This window comes from Photobacterium swingsii, from assembly GCF_024346715.1.
Taxonomy (GTDB): domain Bacteria; phylum Pseudomonadota; class Gammaproteobacteria; order Enterobacterales; family Vibrionaceae; genus Photobacterium; species Photobacterium swingsii.
In genome coordinates this window covers 2,864,105-2,885,393 of record NZ_AP024852.1, presented here as the reverse complement: position 1 = coordinate 2,885,393, position 21,289 = coordinate 2,864,105, and the positions used below count along the sequence as shown (strand labels likewise).

At 44.2% G+C, this 21,289-nt stretch carries 26 protein-coding genes; 14 read left to right on the top strand and 12 right to left on the bottom strand.

The annotated features are described in order from the left end of the window. Positions 1 to 19: 19 nt before the first annotated feature. The 4 genes from frsA to OCU77_RS13075 all read left to right on the top strand — a co-directional run bounded on the left by frsA (position 20) and on the right by OCU77_RS13075 (position 4,524). Positions 20 to 1,282 carry an esterase FrsA gene (frsA, locus tag OCU77_RS13090; protein ID WP_107302756.1) on the top strand — a complete coding sequence of 421 codons (1,263 nt, stop codon included), beginning with the start codon at positions 20 to 22 and terminating at the stop codon, positions 1,280 to 1,282. A 154-nt stretch (positions 1,283 to 1,436) separates the two neighbouring features. Next, positions 1,437 to 1,844: a sigma factor-binding protein Crl gene (gene crl / locus OCU77_RS13085; RefSeq protein ID WP_048898165.1), complete on the top strand. Its 408-nt coding sequence runs from the start codon at positions 1,437 to 1,439 to the stop codon at positions 1,842 to 1,844. A gap of 166 nt (positions 1,845 to 2,010) precedes the next feature. Next, positions 2,011 to 3,192, top strand: a complete 1,182-nt coding sequence (gene proB / locus OCU77_RS13080; protein WP_048898229.1) for a glutamate 5-kinase — start codon at positions 2,011 to 2,013, stop codon at positions 3,190 to 3,192. Between the two features lie 90 nt (positions 3,193 to 3,282). Beyond that, complete coding sequence (locus tag OCU77_RS13075; protein WP_048898230.1) at positions 3,283 to 4,524, top strand: glutamate-5-semialdehyde dehydrogenase; 1,242 nt, start codon at positions 3,283 to 3,285, stop codon at positions 4,522 to 4,524. Positions 4,525 to 4,623: 99 nt separating this feature from the next. Here the strand turns inward: OCU77_RS13075 and OCU77_RS13070 are convergent, their stop codons facing one another. The 5 genes from OCU77_RS13070 to OCU77_RS13050 all read right to left on the bottom strand — a co-directional run bounded on the left by OCU77_RS13070 (position 4,624) and on the right by OCU77_RS13050 (position 7,545). Further along, a complete protein-coding gene (locus tag OCU77_RS13070) occupies positions 4,624 to 4,836 on the bottom strand; it encodes a DUF2897 family protein (RefSeq protein WP_048898166.1) in 213 nt (70 codons plus the stop codon). Continuing rightward, positions 4,837 to 5,532, bottom strand: a complete 696-nt coding sequence (locus OCU77_RS13065) for a M15 family metallopeptidase (RefSeq protein ID WP_048898167.1) — start codon at positions 5,530 to 5,532, stop codon at positions 4,837 to 4,839. Beyond that, the gene (gene dapE / locus OCU77_RS13060; protein ID WP_107302754.1) at positions 5,532 to 6,662 is read right to left on the bottom strand and encodes a succinyl-diaminopimelate desuccinylase; all 1,131 of its coding nucleotides are present in this window, start codon (positions 6,660 to 6,662) and stop codon (positions 5,532 to 5,534) included. Before dapE ends, OCU77_RS13065 begins: the two co-directional genes overlap by 1 nt. 14 nt (positions 6,663 to 6,676) lie before the next feature. Next, complete coding sequence (locus OCU77_RS13055; protein WP_048898168.1) at positions 6,677 to 7,042, bottom strand: ArsC family reductase; 366 nt, start codon at positions 7,040 to 7,042, stop codon at positions 6,677 to 6,679. 110 nt (positions 7,043 to 7,152) lie between these two features. Then, positions 7,153 to 7,545 (bottom strand): MAPEG family protein, encoded by a 393-nt coding sequence (locus tag OCU77_RS13050; protein WP_048898169.1) that lies wholly within the window; start codon positions 7,543 to 7,545, stop codon positions 7,153 to 7,155. Between the two features lie 447 nt (positions 7,546 to 7,992). On the opposite strand from OCU77_RS13050, the gene OCU77_RS13045 reads away from it, so the two are divergent. Beyond that, a complete protein-coding gene (locus OCU77_RS13045) occupies positions 7,993 to 8,271 on the top strand; it encodes a winged helix-turn-helix domain-containing protein (RefSeq protein WP_048898170.1) in 279 nt (92 codons plus the stop codon). A gap of 87 nt (positions 8,272 to 8,358) precedes the next feature. Here OCU77_RS13045 and OCU77_RS13040 read toward each other — a convergent pair whose 3' ends face one another. The 3 genes from OCU77_RS13040 to narQ are packed head-to-tail and all read right to left on the bottom strand — an operon-like array spanning position 8,359 to position 11,023. Continuing rightward, positions 8,359 to 8,694, bottom strand: a complete 336-nt coding sequence (locus OCU77_RS13040) for a DUF4156 domain-containing protein (RefSeq protein ID WP_048898171.1) — start codon at positions 8,692 to 8,694, stop codon at positions 8,359 to 8,361. Then, on the bottom strand, positions 8,695 to 9,321 hold the full coding sequence (locus tag OCU77_RS13035; RefSeq protein ID WP_048898172.1) for a response regulator: 627 nt from the start codon (positions 9,319 to 9,321) through the stop codon (positions 8,695 to 8,697). A gap of 10 nt (positions 9,322 to 9,331) precedes the next feature. Beyond that, on the bottom strand, positions 9,332 to 11,023 hold the full coding sequence (gene narQ / locus OCU77_RS13030; protein WP_048898173.1) for a nitrate/nitrite two-component system sensor histidine kinase NarQ: 1,692 nt from the start codon (positions 11,021 to 11,023) through the stop codon (positions 9,332 to 9,334). 319 nt (positions 11,024 to 11,342) lie between these two features. On the opposite strand from narQ, the gene napF reads away from it, so the two are divergent. From napF to OCU77_RS13000, 6 genes are all read left to right on the top strand, one after another. Continuing rightward, a complete protein-coding gene (gene napF / locus OCU77_RS13025; protein WP_048898174.1) occupies positions 11,343 to 11,834 on the top strand; it encodes a ferredoxin-type protein NapF in 492 nt (163 codons plus the stop codon). 3 nt (positions 11,835 to 11,837) lie between these two features. Beyond that, positions 11,838 to 12,110, top strand: a complete 273-nt coding sequence (locus OCU77_RS13020) for a chaperone NapD (RefSeq protein ID WP_048898175.1) — start codon at positions 11,838 to 11,840, stop codon at positions 12,108 to 12,110. After that, entirely contained in the window at positions 12,107 to 14,596 is a 2,490-nt protein-coding gene (gene napA / locus OCU77_RS13015; RefSeq protein ID WP_107302753.1) for a periplasmic nitrate reductase subunit alpha, read from the top strand. Before OCU77_RS13020 ends, napA begins: the two co-directional genes overlap by 4 nt. A 76-nt stretch (positions 14,597 to 14,672) precedes the next feature. Further along, positions 14,673 to 15,146, top strand: a complete 474-nt coding sequence (locus tag OCU77_RS13010; RefSeq protein ID WP_048898176.1) for a nitrate reductase cytochrome c-type subunit — start codon at positions 14,673 to 14,675, stop codon at positions 15,144 to 15,146. An 11-nt stretch (positions 15,147 to 15,157) separates the two neighbouring features. After that, positions 15,158 to 15,730, top strand: coding sequence for a NapC/NirT family cytochrome c (locus tag OCU77_RS13005; protein ID WP_048898177.1), 573 nt, complete (start codon positions 15,158 to 15,160; stop codon positions 15,728 to 15,730). A 21-nt stretch (positions 15,731 to 15,751) separates the two neighbouring features. Continuing rightward, entirely contained in the window at positions 15,752 to 15,886 is a 135-nt protein-coding gene (locus OCU77_RS13000; protein WP_084711743.1) for a TIGR02808 family protein, read from the top strand. A 66-nt stretch (positions 15,887 to 15,952) separates the two neighbouring features. Here the strand turns inward: OCU77_RS13000 and OCU77_RS12995 are convergent, their stop codons facing one another. The 3 genes from OCU77_RS12995 to OCU77_RS12985 all read right to left on the bottom strand — a co-directional run bounded on the left by OCU77_RS12995 (position 15,953) and on the right by OCU77_RS12985 (position 17,168). Then, entirely contained in the window at positions 15,953 to 16,165 is a 213-nt protein-coding gene (locus tag OCU77_RS12995; RefSeq protein ID WP_048898178.1) for a hypothetical protein, read from the bottom strand. Between the two features lie 138 nt (positions 16,166 to 16,303). Continuing rightward, entirely contained in the window at positions 16,304 to 16,753 is a 450-nt protein-coding gene (locus tag OCU77_RS12990) for a DUF1499 domain-containing protein (protein ID WP_084711744.1), read from the bottom strand. A 76-nt stretch (positions 16,754 to 16,829) separates the two neighbouring features. Beyond that, positions 16,830 to 17,168 carry a DUF2956 domain-containing protein gene (locus OCU77_RS12985; RefSeq protein WP_048898179.1) on the bottom strand — a complete coding sequence of 113 codons (339 nt, stop codon included), beginning with the start codon at positions 17,166 to 17,168 and terminating at the stop codon, positions 16,830 to 16,832. A gap of 496 nt (positions 17,169 to 17,664) precedes the next feature. Here OCU77_RS12985 and OCU77_RS12980 point away from each other — a divergent pair, with 496 nt between their 5' ends. Both OCU77_RS12980 and OCU77_RS12975 read left to right on the top strand, forming a co-directional pair. Beyond that, positions 17,665 to 18,090, top strand: coding sequence for a DUF2919 domain-containing protein (locus OCU77_RS12980; protein WP_239685903.1), 426 nt, complete (start codon positions 17,665 to 17,667; stop codon positions 18,088 to 18,090). A gap of 5 nt (positions 18,091 to 18,095) precedes the next feature. Beyond that, positions 18,096 to 18,500, top strand: coding sequence for a hypothetical protein (locus OCU77_RS12975; protein ID WP_048898180.1), 405 nt, complete (start codon positions 18,096 to 18,098; stop codon positions 18,498 to 18,500). A gap of 21 nt (positions 18,501 to 18,521) precedes the next feature. On the opposite strand, the gene OCU77_RS12970 is transcribed toward OCU77_RS12975, so the two are convergent. Beyond that, complete coding sequence (locus OCU77_RS12970; RefSeq protein WP_160314703.1) at positions 18,522 to 19,982, bottom strand: GGDEF domain-containing protein; 1,461 nt, start codon at positions 19,980 to 19,982, stop codon at positions 18,522 to 18,524. 304 nt (positions 19,983 to 20,286) lie between these two features. Between OCU77_RS12970 and OCU77_RS12965 the strand changes: the two genes are divergently transcribed. Further along, positions 20,287 to 21,183, top strand: coding sequence for a Dyp-type peroxidase (locus tag OCU77_RS12965; protein WP_048898182.1), 897 nt, complete (start codon positions 20,287 to 20,289; stop codon positions 21,181 to 21,183). The last annotated feature ends 106 nt before the right edge of the window (positions 21,184 to 21,289 follow it).

Here is a 21,289-nt window from a genome sequence, read left to right as displayed (position 1 = left end):
TGTTGCTATGGAGAACACCGTGTCTGAACCATCAAAGTCGAATTTATCCGAAAAGTTGTTTGCACCTCGTCAGACATCCAAAGAAACCTCAAGTTTAGTCCGTATTGCGCATGCACAAGCATCAAGTGTTCATAACGCACTGGATGGTGATACTGAACATGGCTGGTATCGCAGTTTACGTCGCCCACAGTGGATTTGGCAGGGCGTCGAGCCCATAGAAATGGAAGCACTCTTTGCACGTTTAGCCGGAAGTGATGCGCCCCGTACGTCGGAAGAACAGCTTGATACTGTGATTGGCTATAAGCCCGGAAACTGGATCTACGAATGGTCACAACTTGCAGGCCAACACCATAAAAAATCACGTGAACATGTTGAAGCTAAACAGCCTGAAAAAGCCGTTGATGAACTGCTTAAGTCGAGTACTTACTACAGCATTGCTGCTTATCCTCACTTAAAAGGGGATGTGTTAGCAGCGCAAGCAGAAGTACAGGCAAACCAAACCTACCGTGAGGCGATGGAGCTTTCACCACATCAAATGAAAACCATTGATGTAAAATACGAAGGTAAAACATTTCAAGCCTTCATTCACCTACCACGTACCGATAAGCTATTGCCTACTGTTATTGTGAGCGGTGGCTTAGACACCTTGCAAAGTGATTTGTGGCCACTATACCGTGATTATTTAGCACCCGCAGGCTATGCGATGGTGACTTTGGATATGCCATCAGTGGGTCACAGTGCCCGTTGGCCACTAACTGAAGATACCAGCCGCTTGCATCAGGCATTATTGCAGCAAATCAAAGATGTACCTTGGGTTGACCACCATCGAGTTGCTATGCTTGGTTTACGCTTTGGCGGCAATGCCGCGATTCGTTTAGGGTTCCTTGAGCCTACTCGCCTAAAAACCTGCATCAGTGTTGGGGGGGCTATCCATAGCTTTTTATCACAGCCAAAATTACTCGATAAAATGCCACAGATGTACCTAGATATGATTGCATCCCGCATGGGCAAACATGGTGTATCAAGGCAGAGTTTGTTGGCGCATTTACCGGCATGGTCACTCAAACATCAAGGGTTATTAGGTCGCCGCAAGGTCGCAGTGCCTATGCTTGGTATCAGCCTTAAAAATGATCCTGTTTGTCCGGAATCCGATAACCAATTAATCGCGATGTCTAGCTATGGTGGTAAGGCGGTTACTTTACCTGAAAAGCCATTGCATGATGGTTATCACCGCTCAATGCTGACAATCATGGAGTGGTTGGCAGATAAGCTTGAGAAATAGCTTAAGATTGGCAGCAAAAATGTAAATATTTTGTTGCCAATTGGTCTTTTTTTAGGCTTAAATGGAATTGATACGTTGTGAGAATAAGCAGTAAGTTATTGGTTGTTAAGTCAATAGCAAATTGCGTACTGTAACTATGGATGGGAGATACGCGATGACGACTCAAACAGCTTTTCCACCTTATGGCCGCCTATTAACGAAATTGACCGCAATTGGCCCTTATTTACGTCAGCAGCAGTCGAAAGAGGGGGCTTTTTTCTTTGACTGTTTAGCGAGCTGTATTAGTGCCAAGAAAGAACCTGATGAGCGTGAGTTCTGGGGCTGGTGGCTTGAATTGAATGCTAGCGATAAGGGTGGCTATGAATACCGTTACTTCTTTGGTCGCTACAACAGCGCAGGTGAATGGGTTGAAGATAAAGTCCCTGCGAAACACAGTGATGCTGTTCTAAAAACCCTCAATGATTTCTACCTTAAATTGACGAAAGCCTTGGATGAAAACTTTGAGTTGTCTGTGGCTGCAGCCTCTGATTTGAAAGAAGCCGTATTAGGCGATAATGACTAATTAACGATTTTCTCTTCTTCGTCTAAGTGCTCATTGTTGGCAGCACTTAGGCCTTTCCCCTCAAAACAAAGAAAATACGGCCTTCTTGGCAGTATTTTCTTGTGATCTTAAGGTGGGATTGATAAAACAAATGAACAAAAATTTGTTCACTAATTTGTTTGATCCCATGGCAGAAAATACAAACCTAAATGCAAAAGAGCAGGACCTCGCGGGAACTCATACATCACAGTCTGAGACCCAAGTGGTAAAGCAAAAAACAGTAGTTGTTAAACTTGGTACTAGCGTACTAACTGGCGGTACATTGAAGCTCGATCGTGCTCATCTCGTTGAGCTTGTTCGTCAATGTGCGCAGTTACGTCGTCAAGGTCATAAAGTTATCATAGTAACGTCTGGCGCTATTGCCGCTGGCCGTGAGCATTTAGGTTACCCCGAACTGCCCAAAACCATGGCCAGCAAGCAGTTACTTGCCGCTGTTGGTCAGAGTCGTTTGATTCAAGAGTGGGAGCACCTTTTTGGTATCTACGGGTTACATGTAGGCCAAATGCTACTAACTCGTGCAGATCTTGATGATCGTGAGCGCTATTTGAATGCGCGCGACATGATAGTGGCACTGCTCGACAACGGCATTATTCCTGTCGTGAATGAAAACGATGCCGTTGCGACCACTGAGATCAAAGTGGGTGATAACGACAACCTATCGGCATTGGTGGGCATTTTAGCCGGCGCTGATAAGTTACTGTTACTGACCGACCAACCGGGTTTGTTCACCGCCGACCCGCGTAATAGCCCAGATGCCGAACTGATCCGTGAAGTACACACTATCGATGAAACTTTGCGTAAGCTTGCTGGTGGGAGTGTTGGTGGTTTAGGTACTGGCGGTATGGCAACTAAACTGCAAGCGGCAGATGTTGCACGTCGTGCTGGCATTGAAGTTGTCATTGCTGCGGGTAGTCGTCCTGATGTTATTGCCGACATCGTAGGTGATACATCGGTTGGAACGCGCTTTTTACCGCTAGAGTCACCGCTAGAAAGCCGTAAACGCTGGATCCTTGCTGGGCCTCCACCTGCGGGCGACATTATCATAGATGTTGGTGCGGCTAATGCCGTTCAGCAGCGAGGCAGTAGCTTACTGTCTAAAGGTATTACTCAAGTGAAAGGTAGCTTTGAGCGTGGTGCTGTAGTACGAATTTATTCGACGGAAGGCGCGTTACTTGCTCGTGGTATCTGCCGTTATAGCAGTAAAGATATGACTAAAATTGCGGGTAAGCACAGCCAAGATATTTATCATGTTCTGGGGTATGAGTATGGCCCAGTTGCAATTCATCGTGATGATCTTGTTGTTATTTAATGTGATAGGTTGTGAGCTCTTCACTTTTAGCCAATAGCAAATTGCCTTGAAAAGAGAAGAATAAAGGGAAGCATTGTGAACTTAGAATTAATGGGTAAAGCGGCGCAACAAGCGGCGTTTGAACTAGCAACATCCTCGACAGCGCAGAAAAATCAAGCGCTGGCTATCATTGCGAATGAACTTGATGCAAACCAAGCGGTTATTTTAGCTGCGAACCAAAAAGACATTGATGCAGCTCGTGAGTCTGGCATGTCAGATGCCTTGGTCGATCGTTTATTACTGAATGAAGCGCGTTTACGTGATATCGCAAATGACGTGCGTAATGTGATTAACCTCAACGACCCTGTGGGCGCAGAGCTAGATAGCCGTGTACTAGAGAATGGTATGCGCCTAAGTCGTCGTCGCGTGCCACTGGGTGTCGTTGGCGTGATTTACGAAGCGCGTCCGAATGTGACTATCGATATTGCTGCTCTGTGTTTAAAAACCGGTAATGCGAGTATCTTGCGTGGCGGTCGTGAAACCTTCCACTCCAACATGGAATTGGTAAAGGTCATTCAAGTCGCGCTAGAAAAAGCTGGCCTGCCAGCGGCTTCAGTGCAGTACATTGAGAAACCAGATCGTGAGCTGGTGTCACAACTGCTTCGCTTAGATCAATATGTAGATATGATTATTCCTCGCGGTGGTGCGGGTTTGCACAAGATGTGTAAAGAGAACAGTACCATCCCTGTGATCATTGGTGGATTTGGTATCAGCCATGTGTTTGTGGATCAAAGTGCAGATTTATCACGTTCGCTAGATGTGGTTGAAAATAGCAAAGCACAGCGTCCGTCAGCGTGTAATGCATTGGATACATTGCTTGTGCATGAAAAGGTTGCGGAAGCCTTCTTACCGCGTCTGGCGGATCGCTTAAACAAAAGCAAAGTTGCGTTAGTGGCCGATGAAAGTGCTTATGACTTGCTGGAAGGCAAAGCGTCTGAGCTACGTCATACAGTGGAAGGTGATTTTGATACCGAATGGCTGAGCTTCACGCTGGGTGTGAAGGTCGTTAAGGATGTGGATGAAGCGATTGCGCACATGCGTAAGCACAACGCGAGTCATTCAGATGCGATTCTAACCAATGATATTCAGTCGGCAGAACGCTTCGTAAATGCTGCGGGTTCTGCAGCCGTTTATGTGAATGCATCAACACGTTTCACCGATGGTGCTCAGTTTGGTTTAGGTGCTGAAGTTGCAGTGTCTACTCAGAAGCTGCATGCGCGAGGCCCGATGGGCTTAGAAGAACTCACCAGTTACAAGTGGGTAGGGCAAGCAGATTACTTGTGCCGTTCGTAGTCAGCATGTGATGACAAAAAAGGTTGCCTCGGCAACCTTTTTTAATGGCTGATAGCCTAGAATATGAATAACGCTTAATAGTGTTACTTCACAATCAAACTATTTATCGGATAGTGAGCTGTCGTTGGCTTGCTTAGCTTTTTCTTCTTCGGCCAGTCGTGCTTGCTCTCTATCGTGTTTTTCTTTTAAATACTTAATCTTATCTTTATCGCCGAACTTCATGTTAGCCGTGTACTTCAAGGCCATAATATTACTGACAACAACGCTTAATATGATCGCTGTGATCACCCACGGATTGAGTAACCATTCCATTTAGACCTCACAAATATTAATAATGAACCTGCTATAAAGATTATCAAGGTTTGCTAAGATCTGCGACTTTCCTGCGACCTGACTGTGACTAATTGTGCGATGAAGCAACTCTGGTGTGAAGTGCTCTAGCAAGGATTGGCTGATTGCATGATAACTCAGATGCCAAGGTTCAGCAGAGACGCCGCCAAGATCGTCTCGATACGGCAAATAAAAGCCATATTTTCTCATATTTTCAGCGAGCCATTGAGCAAACTCAGCTTGATGCCCCCCCGCTTGATATTCCCACGGCTCTAACTGGAGTTGAACACCAGAAGGAAGGCAATTACGGGCGTAGATGTCGATATCTGTTCCCCAGTGGTGTCGACTGGCACCGGGTAGGGCCGACCAACGTAGGATCGCGATGATCTTTTCTTTATCAGACAAAAGCGCAGGATCTAATGGCTGACTGTTGTGATCTAGAATAGGACGTAGTCCATTGAACTTATTGTCCCAAATCATTTGTTGGCGTTCGAATGACCGAAAGCCACTGGCTAGGCATAGCTCAAAGCCTGCAGTTTTAGCGGCTTGTTGCATTGCTAGAAAGTCTGGCTCAATGCCCTGATGAATAAAGTGTTGCTGATGGCTAACAAGGTGATCGCTTGATTGGCCTGTTAGTAGCCCATCGCTAATGCGATGGGCAAATGGAGAGGTCGCCATTAGAGCGCATTTTCCAATACTTTTTGGTACATATCAGTCAGCTTCTCAAGGTCAGCGACTTTTACGCACTCATTAACTTTATGAATGGTGGCATTCACAGGGCCAAGTTCTACAACTTGCGCCCCCGTACGGGCAATAAAACGCCCGTCAGACGTGCCACCTGTGGTGAGTAGTTCAGGGCGTTTATGATTAACCGTTTCAATCGCTGTCACCACTGCATCGAGCAGGGTGCCATGATCGGTTAAGAAAGGCTGGCCACTTAAGGTCCATTTTAGGTCGTAATCTAAACCGTGCGCGTCCAGTACCGAGTGGACCTTGCGTTTGATGTCTTCATCTGTGAGTTCGGTGCTAAAGCGGAAGTTGAACTGTACATTAAACTCCCCAGGGATCACATTAGATGCCCCTGTACCTGCCGCAAGGTTAGCAATCTGAAAACTGGTTGGTGGGAAGTAGTCGTTACCATTATCCCAGGTCGTCGCAGCTAACTCTGCTAGTGCAGGCATAGCGCGGTGAACAGGGTTATCAGCCAAGTGCGGATAAGCAACGTGCCCTTGCGTTCCTTTAATGGTGACATCGCCGGTTATTGAACCGCGACGGCCATTTTTCACCACATCACCGACTTCATGGGTGCTAGAGGGCTCACCTACAATACACATATCGATCTTTTCGTTACGTGCTTCTAGGGTGTCAATCACACGGGTTGTTCCGTTAATGAATGGCCCTTCTTCATCTGACGTGATCAATAAGGCGATTGAGCCTGTATGGTCAGGGTTTTCAGCGATGAAACGTTCAATAGCAACAATCATGCATGCCAGTGAGCCTTTCATGTCAGCAGCACCACGACCGTGTAAGTAACCATCGATAATGGTCGGCTCAAATGGTGGGGTATGCCATTGCGCCACATTGCCTGAAGGGACCACATCGGTATGGCCTGCAAACACAAACAATGGTGCCTCACTGCCACGTCGAGCCCACAGGTTGGTTGTATCTTCAAACACCATGGTTTCTATGGTGAAGCCGATCTTTTCAAGGCGCGCAATCATAACGTCTTGGCAGCCTGCATCCTCAGGCGTGACAGATTGGCGGCTAATAAAATCTTTAGCCAGTGCAATTACCGGGCTTTCTGACATCCTTGTATCCTTCCTTATTTTTCTGCAACTTGAGATGCAAAGATCTCTTGATATTGCGCAGGTTTAAAGCCGAGGTGATGGCTTTCGTTGTGAACAAGCAGTGGACGCTTGATCATTGCTGGGAACTCCAGCATTAAGTTGATTGCTGTGTCACGGTTTAGACCTTCTTTTTGCTCATCGCTGAGCTGACGGTACGTTGTGCCGCGTTTGTTTACCATTGCTTCCCAGCCTAATGCCGCTTCAAATGCCGTTAGCATGTCGATATCTAAGCCATCGACACGGTAATCGTGAAATTGATATTCGATATTTTCAGCTTCAAACCACTTTTTCATTTTTTTGATGGTGTCGCAGTTTTTGATGCCGTATGCAGTTGTTTTCATTGTGAGCCGACTTACCTAATGAGTTATTAAAATGAGGTATAGCTCTCCTTTATAACCAGAATGTGACCTAGGTGCAATATTAGGAGAGGGACTGATTACGTCTTAGTGTGTCACACCATTACGGCCATTTTAATTAACCAGCCGCAAGCTACGACGCCTAGTGTAAAAACGATGGTGCGCCAAGGGCTGAGCTTAAAGATGTAGCACAAGATATATAGCGCCCGTGAAACCACGAATAAATAGGCGGGAAGGGCGGATTGATGCGCTGGTACACCGGCTAAATGGGCGATGAAGACACAAATAGCAAATACGAGAATCGCTTCCCAGCCATTAGCTTGAGAAGCTTTGACACGGGCAACTGTACCCGTGAGTTCACGTTCTTGTACTCTCGGGTGGTTAATGTCGAAATGGCCTGTTGAGCGTTTGGTGAGCCAGCTTCCGAGTCCCGCTAGAGCGTAATTAACAATTATTAGGATCAGAATGCTCCAAAAAGCCGGGGTCATAGGATGTGTCCTTGTATGTGAAGGGAATATTGTCAGTGTAGATGTTTAATTTATTTTGAAAATAGAATGAAGCAATAATAAGTGGCAAATCAAGCGACTTGAAAGTGCTGTTGTGGCAGAGGGTTAGCATTAAATTGTGTCGGTATTGCTTGCGAAGTGAGCAATTTATTGCTGCTGTGAGTAAATGCTTACTTGTCAGAGTTTAAAGTGGTTGCAGAAAAATGCCACCAAAGTGTGATGGATGCCCATTTATAGAATGGAATATACGGTAAACAGACACGCATATTGATCGAACTCAACATGTTATTTGTGATTGTCGCAATAATGAGTGCGCCTTGTTCATTCAAGGTGTCTGCCAAGGATATACCTATTTGAGTAGTTATTTGTGACCATGTTTAGCGACGTTCGCTTCAGATGATTACTCAAATGAGTATTGTGGAGGTCTCAATGGAATTGAATCCAGTATTTGCACGCCGCCTTTATTTGGCATTGTTAGTTGAACACATTGAACGTCCTAATGTGCCTAAGTTAATCGAAAAAACGGGCTGGCCCCGTCGAACGATTCAAGATGTATTAAAGGCATTACCAGGGCTAGGTTTTGAATTAACCTTTATTCAAGATGGTAAACGTCATAACGACGGTTACTATAAATTAAGTGACTGGGGGCCGTTTGATCCTGCGTGGGTTGAAGATCGTGAAAACGATTTAATCAGCGCATTGGCTTAGCGATAAAAATGTGTAATTAAAAGAAAACCGCCTTTGGGCGGTTTTTTATTTTGTACTGATGAAGTCTTGTTGTGACGCTAACGTATTCTATTCGGGTGGTGGGCAATCATAGGCATTTCCCACATAAGTAACCGAAGAGACATACGGCAACGGGGCACCCAGTAACAGAGTATTAGCACCTACCTCAGCGGCTTGGTTGCGTAGCTGGTTCAGTGCACCCACGGTAAGTGAGCGGTTTGATATTAGCCAAAAGTTATACCATGCTCCTTCAGAGCCAACAAAGGTGGACTTGAGTTGGCATTGTTTGCTGGTGGTTTCCACATTCCAAACAATATCTACTTGTTCACCTTTTTCTGTTATCGAGCTTGTAGTACAACCACTTAAAGCTAATAGTGCAACGCCAAGTGCAAGGTATTGCTTCATTTATAGGCCCTGTGATTCTAGGTAGAGCACGGTTGCAGCAGTACGTGATTTTACCTGCAGTTTCTTTAGCAAGCTTTTCATGTGTACTTTAACAGTTGCTTCTGAAATAAAGAGAGTATCTGCTATTTGCTTGTTACGGTGACCTTTAGCAACTTCTTGCAAAATTTGTGTTTCACGATCAGTCAAACTGTTGAGTAAGCAATCTTGCTCTACATTATCGGTTAGGTACTCTTTAACTAAACTGCTGTAGGCCTTACCACCACACATGGCTTCTTTTAATAAGCGTACGAGTTCATCAGGCTCAGTATCCTTAAGTAAGTAACCATCCGCGCCTGCTTGGATCAGTGTTTTTACATCGTTGCGGCTATCTGAAACGGTGAGTACGACTATGCTACTTTCGATACCTTCTGCACGCATAGTGTTTAAGGTATCTAATCCTGACATCCCTTTCATATTGAGATCTAATAGGATCAGATCCGGCTCTTTTTCATGGGCAATACCAACAGCATCTGCCCCATTACTTGCCTCTGCAACTAATTCAAAATCTGGTTCAAAACTGAGTAATTGGCCAATACCACGACGCATTAGCGGGTGGTCATCGACAATCATTACTTTCCAACACGTCATTTTATTATCCTTATGGCGTTAGCAAGAAACTGAGTGTAACGCAGCAACCTTGCTCTGGCTCTGAGGTTATTGTTACTTTACCATTTAAGCGATCAGCCCGTTCAGCCATAATAGCCAATCCGTAATGGTTGAGTTTTTCATTACTTTGATCGAAGCCTAAGCCATCATCACAGATCGTAATGTTGACCTGTTCATCTTGTTGTTGGCAAGTAATGATGATTTCATCAGCTTGCGCGTGTTTGATGGCATTCAGTGTGGCTTCCCGGATCAACTGTAATAAGTGTACTTGGCGGTGCGCATCAAGATTAAGCGACGATAATTGGTTATCGACGATGATCATGGCATCGCTTTGCTCATCTAGCGGCTTCATCATTTCAACCAGAGCTTCACCAAAGTTAGCTTCTTTGATGGTTAAGCGGAAAGTGCTTAATAGTTCGCGTAACTGGGTGTATGCGCCAGATAAGCCGTTATCTATTTCCGCAATAATCTGCTCCGCGTGCTCATGCTCTTGCTTTGCTAGCTGACGCTTTAATAATGTGACCTGAATTTTCAGATAAGACAGTGACTGCGCCAGCGAATCATGAAGCTCACGTGCTATGGTGGCACGTTCTTCCATTAATAGTAATTGATCTGCCTGCTTTTGAGCGCGGTTATAGTAAATACCTCGCCCTAATAGCCGAGAGACGTTATCAATTAATGCATGATCAGGACAGGGTAATGTTTCTTGCCAAGACAGCTGTCCCAAAATTTGACCATCAAGCATCAGATCGCGGTGATGCCAGTGCCGCTCTGTGGCTATGCCTGCTTTTATGACGGTTTCAGCACCATTACTTTCATCAATCGTTAATGTGACTGCCGTTAACCCTTCTATCTCAACCAGCGTGTCGAGCATGTTCTTAAAGTTCTGAGTGGTTAGACGTGTAACTGATAGCTCTTGGGAGCAATTATATAGCACTTGTAATGATTCATTTGCGTGACGTAATCGGCGTGTTTTTTCATTCACCGACTGTTCTAAATTACGGTAATGTTTGCCTAACTCTGCAGCCATTTTCGAGAAAGTTTCCGCTAAAATGCCAAGTTCGTTATCACTCTTCACTTCGATCTTTACATCGAAATTACCACTTTGTACTTGCTGGCTCGCAGCAACTAACTGGTTCAGTGGGCTGACGATTTTACGCTGGGTAAAGTGAATGGTAAAAAGTGCTATCACCAAAATCAGGCTCAGGCCAACCCCACCTGTTATCGATAATATTTGCAGTTTTATGACTGAAAATTCCTGTAACTCAAACACGAATCTATCAATGTTATCGACAAAGGTTGCGACTTCATGCACGAAGCGCATCTCATTTTCGGTGGCCAGTGATGGGTTTAGGCTCTCCCAGCGATCAATAAGGTTGTAGTAGTGGCGCTGAATATCGGCGGGCACAGTCCAATGCTCAAGGGCGGCCATGGAAGGTGAAAATAACGATTGCTCAAATTGGTCAAGGTGATCATCGAAAAGTGGGGATTCAGCTTGGATATCGTATGCCAATCGATAGCTTTGCATCCGCAGTGAACCAGAGACGTTGATGGCCTCGGCATCATTCAAACTCGATGCAAGGGTGAGTAAAGCAAAGCTGGTGGTGGCAATCGAGAGTAGCAATATGGCCAACATGGCACGAGCAATGGTGGTTGTGACGGGCTTTTGTGGCCTATTCTGCACGCAGCATCCTTATGTTCTATTCTTTTTAGTAGTGATTGATGGCTGGTCGAAAAATCGACAATGCGTTCGTTAATGCAATTGTAAGCTAAATAGTGTGAGGGTTGTCATTTCAGTTTATTGATCCAAAACAAATAAAACAGTTAATTAACCCTAACTGGGTATTTAAGCATTTATTAAGAGTTCTAAACTTGCCGTGAAGAATAATGAGCAATTATGAACAGTATCTAAGGGCATTAATACCTTTTAATACACCTATTGATTATTGCCAGCCAATATCTGTTCATCTTATTTCATAAGTGCGTATTTGAGGTAGCAATTGATGTTTGATCGTGGACGGCGAAACTTATTATCTCGGCGTCGTACCCCAGCACTACCAAGGATGCCTTGGATTGTTGACGAGGACACTTTCGTAGATAACTGCACACGATGCAACAAATGTCTTTCAGCCTGTGAAACCGAAATTATTGTAAAAGGCGATGGTGGTTTTCCTACCGTCGATTTTAATCGTGGTGAATGTACCTTCTGCACTTTGTGTGCGCAAGCATGTCCTGAGTCGTTATTCCGCCCTACAACGGAATCAGCGTGGGATGTAAAAGCACAGGTAAATCAACAATGTTTAGCTCAAAACAATGTTGAGTGCCGCAGTTGCGGTGACATGTGTGAAGTACAAGCCATTCGATTTAAGTTACAGGCAGGTGGTGTCGCGCAGCCTGCTTTTGAATTGGATATCTGTAATGGTTGTGGGGCATGTGTTGCTACTTGCCCAACGTCAGCCATAACCATGGTGACCAGCCAACAAGAAGAGAAATAGCATATGGCGCTGGATGAAGTACATATCTCTAGCCTTGTGGTGCATGTTAAGCCTGAGTCCCTAGCAAGCGTTAAAGCTCAGATCTTAGACATGCCAAACACAGAAATACACGGCGAGAGTGAAGAGGGAAAAATCATTGTAGTACTTGAAACGGAAAATCAGGGCTACGTGACGGAAACAATAGATAAAATCAATAACTTAGAAAACGTATTAATCACTTTTTTAGTGTATCACCAAATTGAACACTTCGATTCGCAATCTGAGGACGACTCATGAAAATGACACGACGTGCGTTTGTGAAAGCAAACGCGGCAGCATCAGCCGCTGCTGTTGCGGGTATTACCCTGCCTGCGTCAGCAACTAACCTAATCGTTAGCTCTGACCAAACTAAAATTAAGTGGGACAAGGCACCTTGTCGTTTTTGTGGTACAGGTTGTTCAGTACTTGTCGGTACGCAGAATGGTCGTGTTGTGGCAACACAAGGTGATCCTGAAGCGCCAGTAAACAAGGGCTTGAACTGTATCAAAGGCTACTTCCTATCTAAGATCATGTACGGTAAAGATCGCCTGCAAACCCCAATGCTGCGTATGACAGATGGTAAGTTTGATAAGAATGGTGACTTTGCGCCGATCTCTTGGGATCAAGCGTTCGACATCATGGCTGAGAAGTGGAAAGACGCCCTGAAAGAAAAAGGCCCAACAAGTGTGGGTATGTTCGGTTCAGGTCAATGGACAGTAATGGAAGGTTACGCTGCATCAAAAATGATGAAAGCAGGTTTCCGTTCTAACAACATCGACCCGAATGCGCGTCACTGTATGGCATCGGCTGTAGGTGCGTTTATGCGTACTTTCGGTATCGATGAGCCTATGGGTTGTTACGATGATTTTGAAAACGCAGACGCATTTGTTCTGTGGGGTTCAAACATGGCTGAGATGCACCCTGTTCTGTGGACACGTATTACTGACCGTCGTTTGAGTCACCCACATGTTAAAGTAAACGTGCTTTCTACTTACTATCACCGCTCATTTGAGTTGGCTGATAACGGTATGATCTTCGAACCACAAACAGACCTTGCGATTGCGAACTTCATTGCCAACTACATCATTCAAAACGATGCGGTTAACTGGGATTTCGTTAACAAGCACACTAACTTCAAACGTGCAGAAACCGATATTGGTTATGGCTTGCGTGATGAGCATCCGTTGCAACAAAAAGCGGCACATGCAAACTCGGGCAAAATGCACGCGATGAATTTCGAAGAGTACAAAGCATCTGTTGCCGAGTACACCTTAGAAAAAGCATCGAAAATGTCGGGCGTTTCGGAAGAGAAACTGCTTGAGATGGCGAAGCAATACGCTGATCCAAATACCAAAGTCATGTCACTTTGGACTATGGGTATGAACCAACATACGCGTGGCGTATGGATGAATAGCCTGGTGTACAACATTCACCTACTAACAGGCAAAATTTCTACTCCAGGTAACAGCCCGTTCTCACTAACAGGTCAACCATCGGCGTGTGGTACCGCACGTGAAGTAGGTACTTTCTCACACCGTTTACCTGCAGATATGGTAGTTGCGAATCCTAAGCACCGTGCGATTGCAGAAGGTATTTGGAAGCTACCTGAAGGTACTATCCCACCAAAACCTGGCTACCATGCTGTCTTACAAGATCGCATGCTAAAAGACGGCAAGCTAAACGCTTACTGGGTAATGTGTAATAACAACATGCAAGCAGGTCCAAACATTAACGAAGAGCGTCTACCGGGTTACCGTAACCCTGAGAACTTTATCGTATGTTCAGACCCATACCCAACGGCAACAGCTCAAGCAGCTGACCTTATTTTGCCAACTGCAATGTGGGTAGAGAAAGAAGGTGCTTACGGTAACGCAGAGCGTCGTACACAAGCATGGTACCAACAAGTTGAAGCTCAAGGTGATGCGAAATCTGACCTTTGGCAGCTAATGGAATTCTCTAAACGCTTCAAAATTGAAGAAGTATGGGGTGAAGAGTTACTTGCTCAGAAACCTGAATACCGTGGCAAAACCATGTACGAAGTACTATTCCGTAATGGCCAAGTTGATAAGTTCCCGCTATCTGAAGCGCAAGAGCTGAACGATGATGCAAAAGCACAAGGCTTCTACTTACAGAAAGGTCTGTTTGAAGAGTACGCAATGTTTGGTCGTGACCATGGACACGATTTAGCACCATACGATGTTTACCACCAAGTACGTGGTCTACGTTGGCCGGTTGTGAATGGCAAAGAAACAAAATGGCGTTTCGCTGAAGGGTCAGATCCATATGTCCCTGCGGGTGAAGGCTTCCGTTTCTATGGCCACGGTGATGGTAAGGCAAATATTATCTTTGCACCGTTTGAGCCTGCGCCAGAAATGCCAGATAAAGAATACGACATGTGGCTATGTACAGGCCGTGTTCTAGAGCATTGGCATACAGGTACGATGACACGTCGTGTTCCTGAGCTATATAAAGCAGTACCGGATGCTGTGTGTTACATCCACCCTGATGATGCGCAAGCACGTGGTCTGCGTCGCGGTGATGAAGTGAATCTAGCTTCTCGTCGTGGTGAAGTACGCTGTCGCGTTGAAACGCGAGGTCGTAACCGTCCGCCTGTTGGCTTGGTTTTCGTACCGTTCTTTGATGCGCGTATTTTGGTTAACAAGTTGATTCTGGATGCGACGGATCCACTGTCTAAACAGACAGACTTCAAGAAGTGTCCAATCAAAATTACAAAAGTAGCGTAATTGATTAGCCAATCCTGCCCTTGCTGAAAGGGCAGGAGATTAGCCTCGAATTTAGCCATGATAGGCGGAGAAAAGAATGAAACGATTAATGCTTGCCCTTATGACGGTAGGGCTTTTATTCACAGGTATTGCGCACAGTAACGATGCTCAGTTTGAGCGCGGTATTGGCGGAGTAGAATCACTTCGCGGTGCAAGTGAGCTTGAAACAACACGTCCTGCTGATGACTTTAAACGTTATCCGCGTGACCAAGGTGTGATCGATAGCGATTATGTTTATCAGCCACCACTTATTCCACATACTATTCGTAACTACGAAGTATCTTTGAATGCGAATAAATGTTTATCGTGCCATAGCTGGAAGAACGCGAAAGAAATGGGCGCTACAAAAATTAGTGTTACTCACTATGAGACCCGTGAAGGCCAAGTACTTTCAGATGTATCGCCTCGTCGTTACTTCTGTCAGCAGTGCCACGTTCCCCAAGCTGATGCTAAGCCTTTAGTTGGCAACACCTTTGAGCGTGTTGATGCATTACGCGACAGCGTGGAATAAAAGGGGCATTTATGAACATATTAAAGGCGTTTTGGCGCCGAATGACATCACCAAGTAAGGTGGCTGTTGGTTTAGTGTTGTTTATGGGGTTTATTGGTGGTTTAGCTTTCTGGGGCGCGTTTAACACCGGCATGGAAGCAACAAACACCGAAGAGTTCTGTTCAGGTTGTCACGCGCCTATCGTTAAAGAGATCCGCGAAACTATCCACTACTCTAACCGTTCTGGTGTACGTGCAATTTGTTCTGACTGTCACGTACCGCATAATTGGACGGATAAAATTGTACGTAAAGTACAAGCGTCTAAAGAGCTAGTAGCATTTGCGATGGGGACAATCAGCACGGAAGAAAAATTCCAAGAGCGCCGAGGTCATTTAGCTCATCGTGAATGGAAGCGTATGAAAGATAACGACTCACAAGAGTGTCGTAACTGTCATAACTTCGATTACATGGATTTCTCAGAACAAGGTCCTCGCAGTGTTAAACAGCACTCGACAGCATTGGCTTCAGGCGATAAAACATGTGTAGACTGTCACAAGGGTATTGCACATAAACTGCCTGATATGAAAGATGTTGAAGGCTGGTAATAACTAAGGGGTAAATGAGCGATGAGTACTTTAGAGTCGATTATCTGGCATGTACTTGGTTATGCCGCAATGCCAGTAATCATCTTATCAGGCTTTGCTGCGGTTGCCGCTATCTCAATTTGGTTGTTGTCTTTAGGTAAAGATAAGAACGCTTGATAGCATAGTATCTGCTTACAAAACTAAAAAACCACGTCATTTGGCGTGGTTTTTTTATGGTTGCTATTATGGGTGTACATGAGGTGGTTGTGTGGTAGATATACGCTTAAACAGCCCAATAACAAGAAGCATAATCCAGACGGTATAAAGCGGTAGCCACTCTAAAATGAAATGCGCCACATTCAAGGTGTCATGGTTAAGCCAAATTTCGCCTAGATGCAGCATCGCCATTAGGAGTAAACCAATAAAGCTAAAAACAAGAAATGTTGGTCGATCCATGATGAGCTCCATCTAAATATGTTGATGGAAACACTATAGATCTAAATGAGAATTATTACCAATTTGTTTTTTGCTAAACCTGTTTAATAGATAAATGCTCTACATTGAATGGGGCTGTATTAGCAAGTACGCCCCCTCCTAATCGATAAGCAGCTTCGCTTGGCGTAATTGCTCCCTAAATGTATCAGCACGTTCACGGTTTACGCCAAAATCAGAGTAGCCCGTTCGGGACTCTGAGCGAACTTGTAGCTTGCTACCTACTTGGTGAATTTCAAAATCATCAACAAACTTGAATACGCTACTGACACATTCGACGCGAATATACTGCTGAGATCGCGCGCCTAATCGAGCCCCTGGTAACGCTAAAGCAATTTCTTCAATTTGCTGCCAATTGCTGCTGCCTGCTTCTGATAGGTCAAATACTGCAAGATGATACTCAGCGCGCTCATCAGAGGTAGAGACGCAATTAGGTTTATCCTTGCAAGGTAAGCCTGTACGATTTGCGATATCGACGCTATCGGCATTAGAACATGCTTGCAGTAATGTGAAAGTTGCGAGCAAAGGGAGTCGAACTAAGTACTTTTTCATACAGATCCTTGTAATGACGCTGACTAACGGAACACGATTCGCATAGAGATACAGTGTTAGCTATAACTTCTTGATATTACCCTAGCAGATAGAAGGCAAATACACCCCATGAGGCGACCAGTAATACCCAAGGTAGCCAATGCTGCTTGTATTCAATCTGTGGGGCTGTTGAAGCCTCTTCTGTTTTTACTGCTGATGTATTGTTGTCTTTAGCTTGTTTCTTACGCAGTTTATCACGTTCACGTGCTTTCGATTTTTGTTGTTTCTTGTACTGCTCAATGCCTTTCTGAATACCCTGAGCTATTAATTTTGTCTGCTCTTTTGTCTGACCTGTCTTTTGGGTTGCACGTGCAATTTTTAGTGCTTCGTCTTGTGTTTCTTGCGATGGGGCTTGACGTTGCTTTGAGTTAGTCATTGAAATCCATAAGGTTAGTGCTCATTGGTGCTAATTATACGTGAATTTTCATTGAATAGGAGAAGGAGAAGGGTGATGGATATTTTGTGGTTATGTAGGAATATTTCAACAAATTAATATAAGCTGAAATATTATTCACACCTCGTGGTTTTTATATAAGCTGTTGAATTTAAATGCCTAAGAGGGTAATTGCGCTGTGTTTTATTCTTCGGTGATAAATCTGTTACTTATGTCTAAAATTCATTTTTATTGAAAGTTTTACTCAAAATTTGTGATCTAAGCTACAACTTACTAAGTGAAAGAGTGCGATGCACCACAGAATTACAAAAGTAGGGTTTTTATTTGTACTGGATAATTTATGGTGCTACGACAAACTTAATGTTGGGTTGAATATAGAGTACTGCGCCACCATAGCTTAGACATAGGTATAGCAAGACACCCGTGGTAAGTAGGAGCAATTTTGCGGTATTCATTTAGTGCTTATGATGAGCATGGTTTGTTAAAGCCTTCTCCAATGTTATGGCTGACATTAGCGTTTAGCGCTAAAGCCTGGATTGTGTTTGTGATGGCAGGAGCCAGTCGTCAGCAGGGATCACAGCTGCTCACTCTATTCTATCCAATAAAAGAAAGTCTCTATGTTGGCCTGCTGCTAGGGTTACCAAGCATATTGTTAGCTTGGCTCAGTGGGCAAAGGCATAAGCATAATAAAATAAGCAGTTATATATGGCGGCACGGAAAATTATTATTACTCGCCGCTTATTTGTCAGATTGTTTATTGCAAACGTATCACTTGTTCATGACACAAGGTGTGTTTAGTTGGCCTAATGGCGTAATGATCGTCATTACAGCTTGGCTGACTATGTATTTGCTCAGAAGCACGCGTGTGAAGAATACTTTTGCAGATAAACCTTTAGAGAGGTAAAGCAAATGAACGAATGGAGTAAAGGGCTAGTCCTTTTCAGTGCGCTACTAAGCCCGTTAGCAATGGCTGACTGGCTATTGGATGTCAATTTTGAATTAACGGGTGCAGACAGCAAGCAAACCGTTAATACATCGCTGTCCTTGCTACCAGGCGAAGAAACTGTATTTTTTGATACTGATGAGCAAGGCACTACACGCCGAGAGCTTGTCGGCAGTGCTGAGTTGTTAGAAGTTTCAGCAGAAGAGTTGAAAATTGCCTTTAAAGTGCAAGAGCGCTTAGATGATGGTGGTTGGAGAACGATTATTGCGCCAACATTATCAACGGGTTTAAACACCCCAGCTTCATTTGAATCGGTCGATGACGATGCAAATCAGCAAGTGAAATTACAAATTGAAGTGACATCGGTATAACTCAAAACGTGGCTTAGCTGTCTATATCACTTCTTTAAAGCGCTCCTGACGGGAGCGTTTTTTATTGCCGTACATATGGCTGTCAGCGCGTGAAAGGAAATACTCAGGTGTGTCACCATTGCGGTAATAAGTAACCCCAATACTGGCTCCGATAGAGACAGTATTACCACCAATCACAAACGGTTTTTCTGCCTGTTCGGTGATCTTGTTGATCAAGGTGTCGACATCTTCTGCGCTGGATTTTGTCATTAAGATAATAAACTCATCGCCTGCTAAGCGAGCGAAGAAAGCAGACCCTTGCAATAACCCATTCATTCGAAAACAAAACTGCTGAAGTACTCGATCTCCCGTTTGGTGGCCAAAGGTATCATTGACGATTTTGAAGTTGTCGAGATCAATAAATAGTAAAGCAGGCGGGGATTGTTGAATCGCTTTGCTATTTATTGTTTTGTGAAGGGTTTCTATTAAAGCATAGCGATTGGCAACCCCCGTAAGCATGTCTTTGCGTGCAATTTTTTCTGCTTTTTCTTCCGATTGGATGCGGCGACTTATCTCTTGCTTGAGTTTATGGTTAATCCACAAATAATACCCAAGTGCCATTAAACATAAGATAAAAAGTACAGCGATAATATTTAGCCAAGGTTTAAGTTGAAGGTACTGGTTCAACTCTTGTAGCGGAAAGATAAACTTATCATCAATATGAGTAGAAGGGATGATATTGAGGTGATACAGCTCATCAGCAATGCCCTGCCAACGCGTAATATTCATATGACCCAGCTCAACCAGATCTGGCATGATCATTGTTTTACTGGCTAATAATTCACTGTAGAGAAAGGCACGACTTTTACCTGTGTCGTATGTTTCTAACACATCGAGCGTTTCAGGTAGGTTTTTTAGTGCGTATTCCCAGCCTTTTAAACTAGCAGCACGAAAGGCTTTAACGACATGCGGACGCTTGGCAATGAGATCTTGATGAGTGAATATGATATCGCTGTAAAAGTAGATCCCATAATCCGTAGGATCATAGATAGTTGTTTCTATTCCCTGTTGGTTTAACAAGAAAGGCTCATTGGTCAGGTAGCCACTATAAGCATCCACCTCGTCTGTAAGTAAATCCTTAATGTTACTGCTGGTTTTTATTTGCTGAAAATCATTAATGCCAACCCCATTTTTGGTAAGCATCGCAATGAGTTCTGCGTCTTCGTTACCACCAAACATCATAATACGCTTGCCAGCAAGCTGCTTAATCGAGTCGATCCTAGCGTTTTTTTTGGTGATTAAAACAGAAGGGGAGCGTTGATAAATATTCGCGAGTGCAACCAGTGGTAACCCTTGGCTATAAGCGACCAAAACCTCGGTATTACCTACCCCAAAATCCACATCACGGTTAAGCACAGATCCTAGTGCACTCTGTCCGTTACCGCCAGGGTGAATGGTAACGTGAAGCCCCATATCTCGGTAAAACCCATGCTCTTTCGCCATATAAAATCCTGCAAATTCCGCTTGGTGTGACCAACGTAACTGTAAAGAGACAGTTTCAGTTGCACCATCGCTTGCGCTAGCAAATATAGTTAGTAAGAGTAATATGGTAAGTCGAATGTGGTTCACAATATGAAACATCGTCAGTCAAAGAGAAAGCCGCGAGTAATATATGTAAAACCAGTCAGCTGTGTAAAGGTTTTATCGCTACCTATGTGATGACTGACTGTGTTCTGGAAGTTATTGATAATTGGCTTTATAATCAATAATTAAGAATGTCTTAGCAATAAATATTCGGGAGATAAATATGTCTATCGCTCAGCCTGCAATAATCCCTAGTGCGGGACCATTTGCGCTGTATGTTGTCATGAAAGTGATTGGTGACAAACACGCTGTACTTGAGCAATGTAAGCGTCTTCACTCTGTTGTTGAAAGTTTGAATACACAGCAGATTGACGCCAATTTACGTGCGAGTGTTGCATTTGGTAAAGCTTTTTGGACATCGCTAGATCGAGGTTGCCCTGAAAACTTTGAAGATTTTAAAGCGCTAGGACAAGGGGATATTGTGGCACCGGCAACGGGTGGCGATATTCTACTTCACGTTAATGCAAGTCGTCATGATCTTAACTTCTATTTATTACGTCAGTTCTTAACGCCAATTGCTACAGATGTAGAAGTCATGGATGAAACCTATGGCTTTAAGTATCTTGACGCGCGTGACATGACTGATTTCATTGATGGCACTGAAAACCCGAAAACCGATGAATCTCGCCAAGAGGTTGCGGTGATTAAAGATGGCGATTTTGCTGGTGGTAGTTTTGTGATGGTACAGCGTTTTGTACACAACTTACCGGCTTGGAATCGTTTGAACGTAGCAGCACAAGAGAAGGTGATTGGTCGTACTAAGCCTGACTCTATTGAGCTTGAGGATGTTCCCGCTCAATCTCATGTTGGTCGTGTCGATATTAAAGAAGAAGGCAAAGGGCTTAAGATTGTTCGTCACAGTCTACCGTATGGCTCTGTAACAGGTGACCATGGTCTGCTATTCATTGCTTACTGTCATACACAGCATAACTTTAAAACAATGCTAGAAAGCATGTACGGTGAGATTGATGGCAAAACAGATCAAATGCTACGCTTTACCTCTGCAGTGACAGGTGCATACTTCTTTGCACCATCAGCAGAAATGCTAGCAGGTTTATAGTTGTGAGTTGCTTAGTGTAACGAGGAGGTCTCGTCGTTAGACTGGCAGAGCAATGTAAGAAGCGAAGATACTGATACCTATTTGGATAAGTAGCTTCGCTTTTTTG

Excerpts from the sequence above, each read along its gene's own strand:
- OCU77_RS12990 (WP_084711744.1), bottom strand. The coding sequence starts at position 16,753 with ATGAAAAAGTACTTAGTTCGACTCCCTTTGCTCGCAACTTTCACATTA.
- dapE (WP_107302754.1), bottom strand. The coding sequence starts at position 6,662 with ATGTCAGAAAGCCCGGTAATTGCACTGGCTAAAGATTTTATTAGCCGC.
- OCU77_RS13050 (WP_048898169.1), bottom strand. The coding sequence starts at position 7,545 with ATGACCCCGGCTTTTTGGAGCATTCTGATCCTAATAATTGTTAATTAC.
- OCU77_RS12985 (WP_048898179.1), bottom strand. The coding sequence starts at position 17,168 with ATGACTAACTCAAAGCAACGTCAAGCCCCATCGCAAGAAACACAAGAC.
- proB (WP_048898229.1), top strand. The coding sequence starts at position 2,011 with ATGGCAGAAAATACAAACCTAAATGCAAAAGAGCAGGACCTCGCGGGA.
- OCU77_RS13035 (WP_048898172.1), bottom strand. The coding sequence starts at position 9,321 with ATGACGTGTTGGAAAGTAATGATTGTCGATGACCACCCGCTAATGCGT.
- OCU77_RS13055 (WP_048898168.1), bottom strand. The coding sequence starts at position 7,042 with ATGAAAACAACTGCATACGGCATCAAAAACTGCGACACCATCAAAAAA.
- OCU77_RS13075 (WP_048898230.1), top strand. The coding sequence starts at position 3,283 with ATGGGTAAAGCGGCGCAACAAGCGGCGTTTGAACTAGCAACATCCTCG.
- OCU77_RS13065 (WP_048898167.1), bottom strand. The coding sequence starts at position 5,532 with ATGGCGACCTCTCCATTTGCCCATCGCATTAGCGATGGGCTACTAACA.
- OCU77_RS13005 (WP_048898177.1), top strand. The coding sequence starts at position 15,158 with ATGAACATATTAAAGGCGTTTTGGCGCCGAATGACATCACCAAGTAAG.
- OCU77_RS13040 (WP_048898171.1), bottom strand. The coding sequence starts at position 8,694 with ATGAAGCAATACCTTGCACTTGGCGTTGCACTATTAGCTTTAAGTGGT.
- OCU77_RS12995 (WP_048898178.1), bottom strand. The coding sequence starts at position 16,165 with ATGGATCGACCAACATTTCTTGTTTTTAGCTTTATTGGTTTACTCCTA.
- OCU77_RS13010 (WP_048898176.1), top strand. The coding sequence starts at position 14,673 with ATGAAACGATTAATGCTTGCCCTTATGACGGTAGGGCTTTTATTCACA.
- OCU77_RS12970 (WP_160314703.1), bottom strand. The coding sequence starts at position 19,982 with ATGGCGAAAGAGCATGGGTTTTACCGAGATATGGGGCTTCACGTTACC.
- napA (WP_107302753.1), top strand. The coding sequence starts at position 12,107 with ATGAAAATGACACGACGTGCGTTTGTGAAAGCAAACGCGGCAGCATCA.
- OCU77_RS12965 (WP_048898182.1), top strand. The coding sequence starts at position 20,287 with ATGTCTATCGCTCAGCCTGCAATAATCCCTAGTGCGGGACCATTTGCG.
- napF (WP_048898174.1), top strand. The coding sequence starts at position 11,343 with ATGTTTGATCGTGGACGGCGAAACTTATTATCTCGGCGTCGTACCCCA.
- OCU77_RS13045 (WP_048898170.1), top strand. The coding sequence starts at position 7,993 with ATGGAATTGAATCCAGTATTTGCACGCCGCCTTTATTTGGCATTGTTA.
- crl (WP_048898165.1), top strand. The coding sequence starts at position 1,437 with ATGACGACTCAAACAGCTTTTCCACCTTATGGCCGCCTATTAACGAAA.
- OCU77_RS13070 (WP_048898166.1), bottom strand. The coding sequence starts at position 4,836 with ATGGAATGGTTACTCAATCCGTGGGTGATCACAGCGATCATATTAAGC.
- OCU77_RS12975 (WP_048898180.1), top strand. The coding sequence starts at position 18,096 with ATGAACGAATGGAGTAAAGGGCTAGTCCTTTTCAGTGCGCTACTAAGC.
- OCU77_RS13020 (WP_048898175.1), top strand. The coding sequence starts at position 11,838 with ATGGCGCTGGATGAAGTACATATCTCTAGCCTTGTGGTGCATGTTAAG.
- OCU77_RS13000 (WP_084711743.1), top strand. The coding sequence starts at position 15,752 with ATGAGTACTTTAGAGTCGATTATCTGGCATGTACTTGGTTATGCCGCA.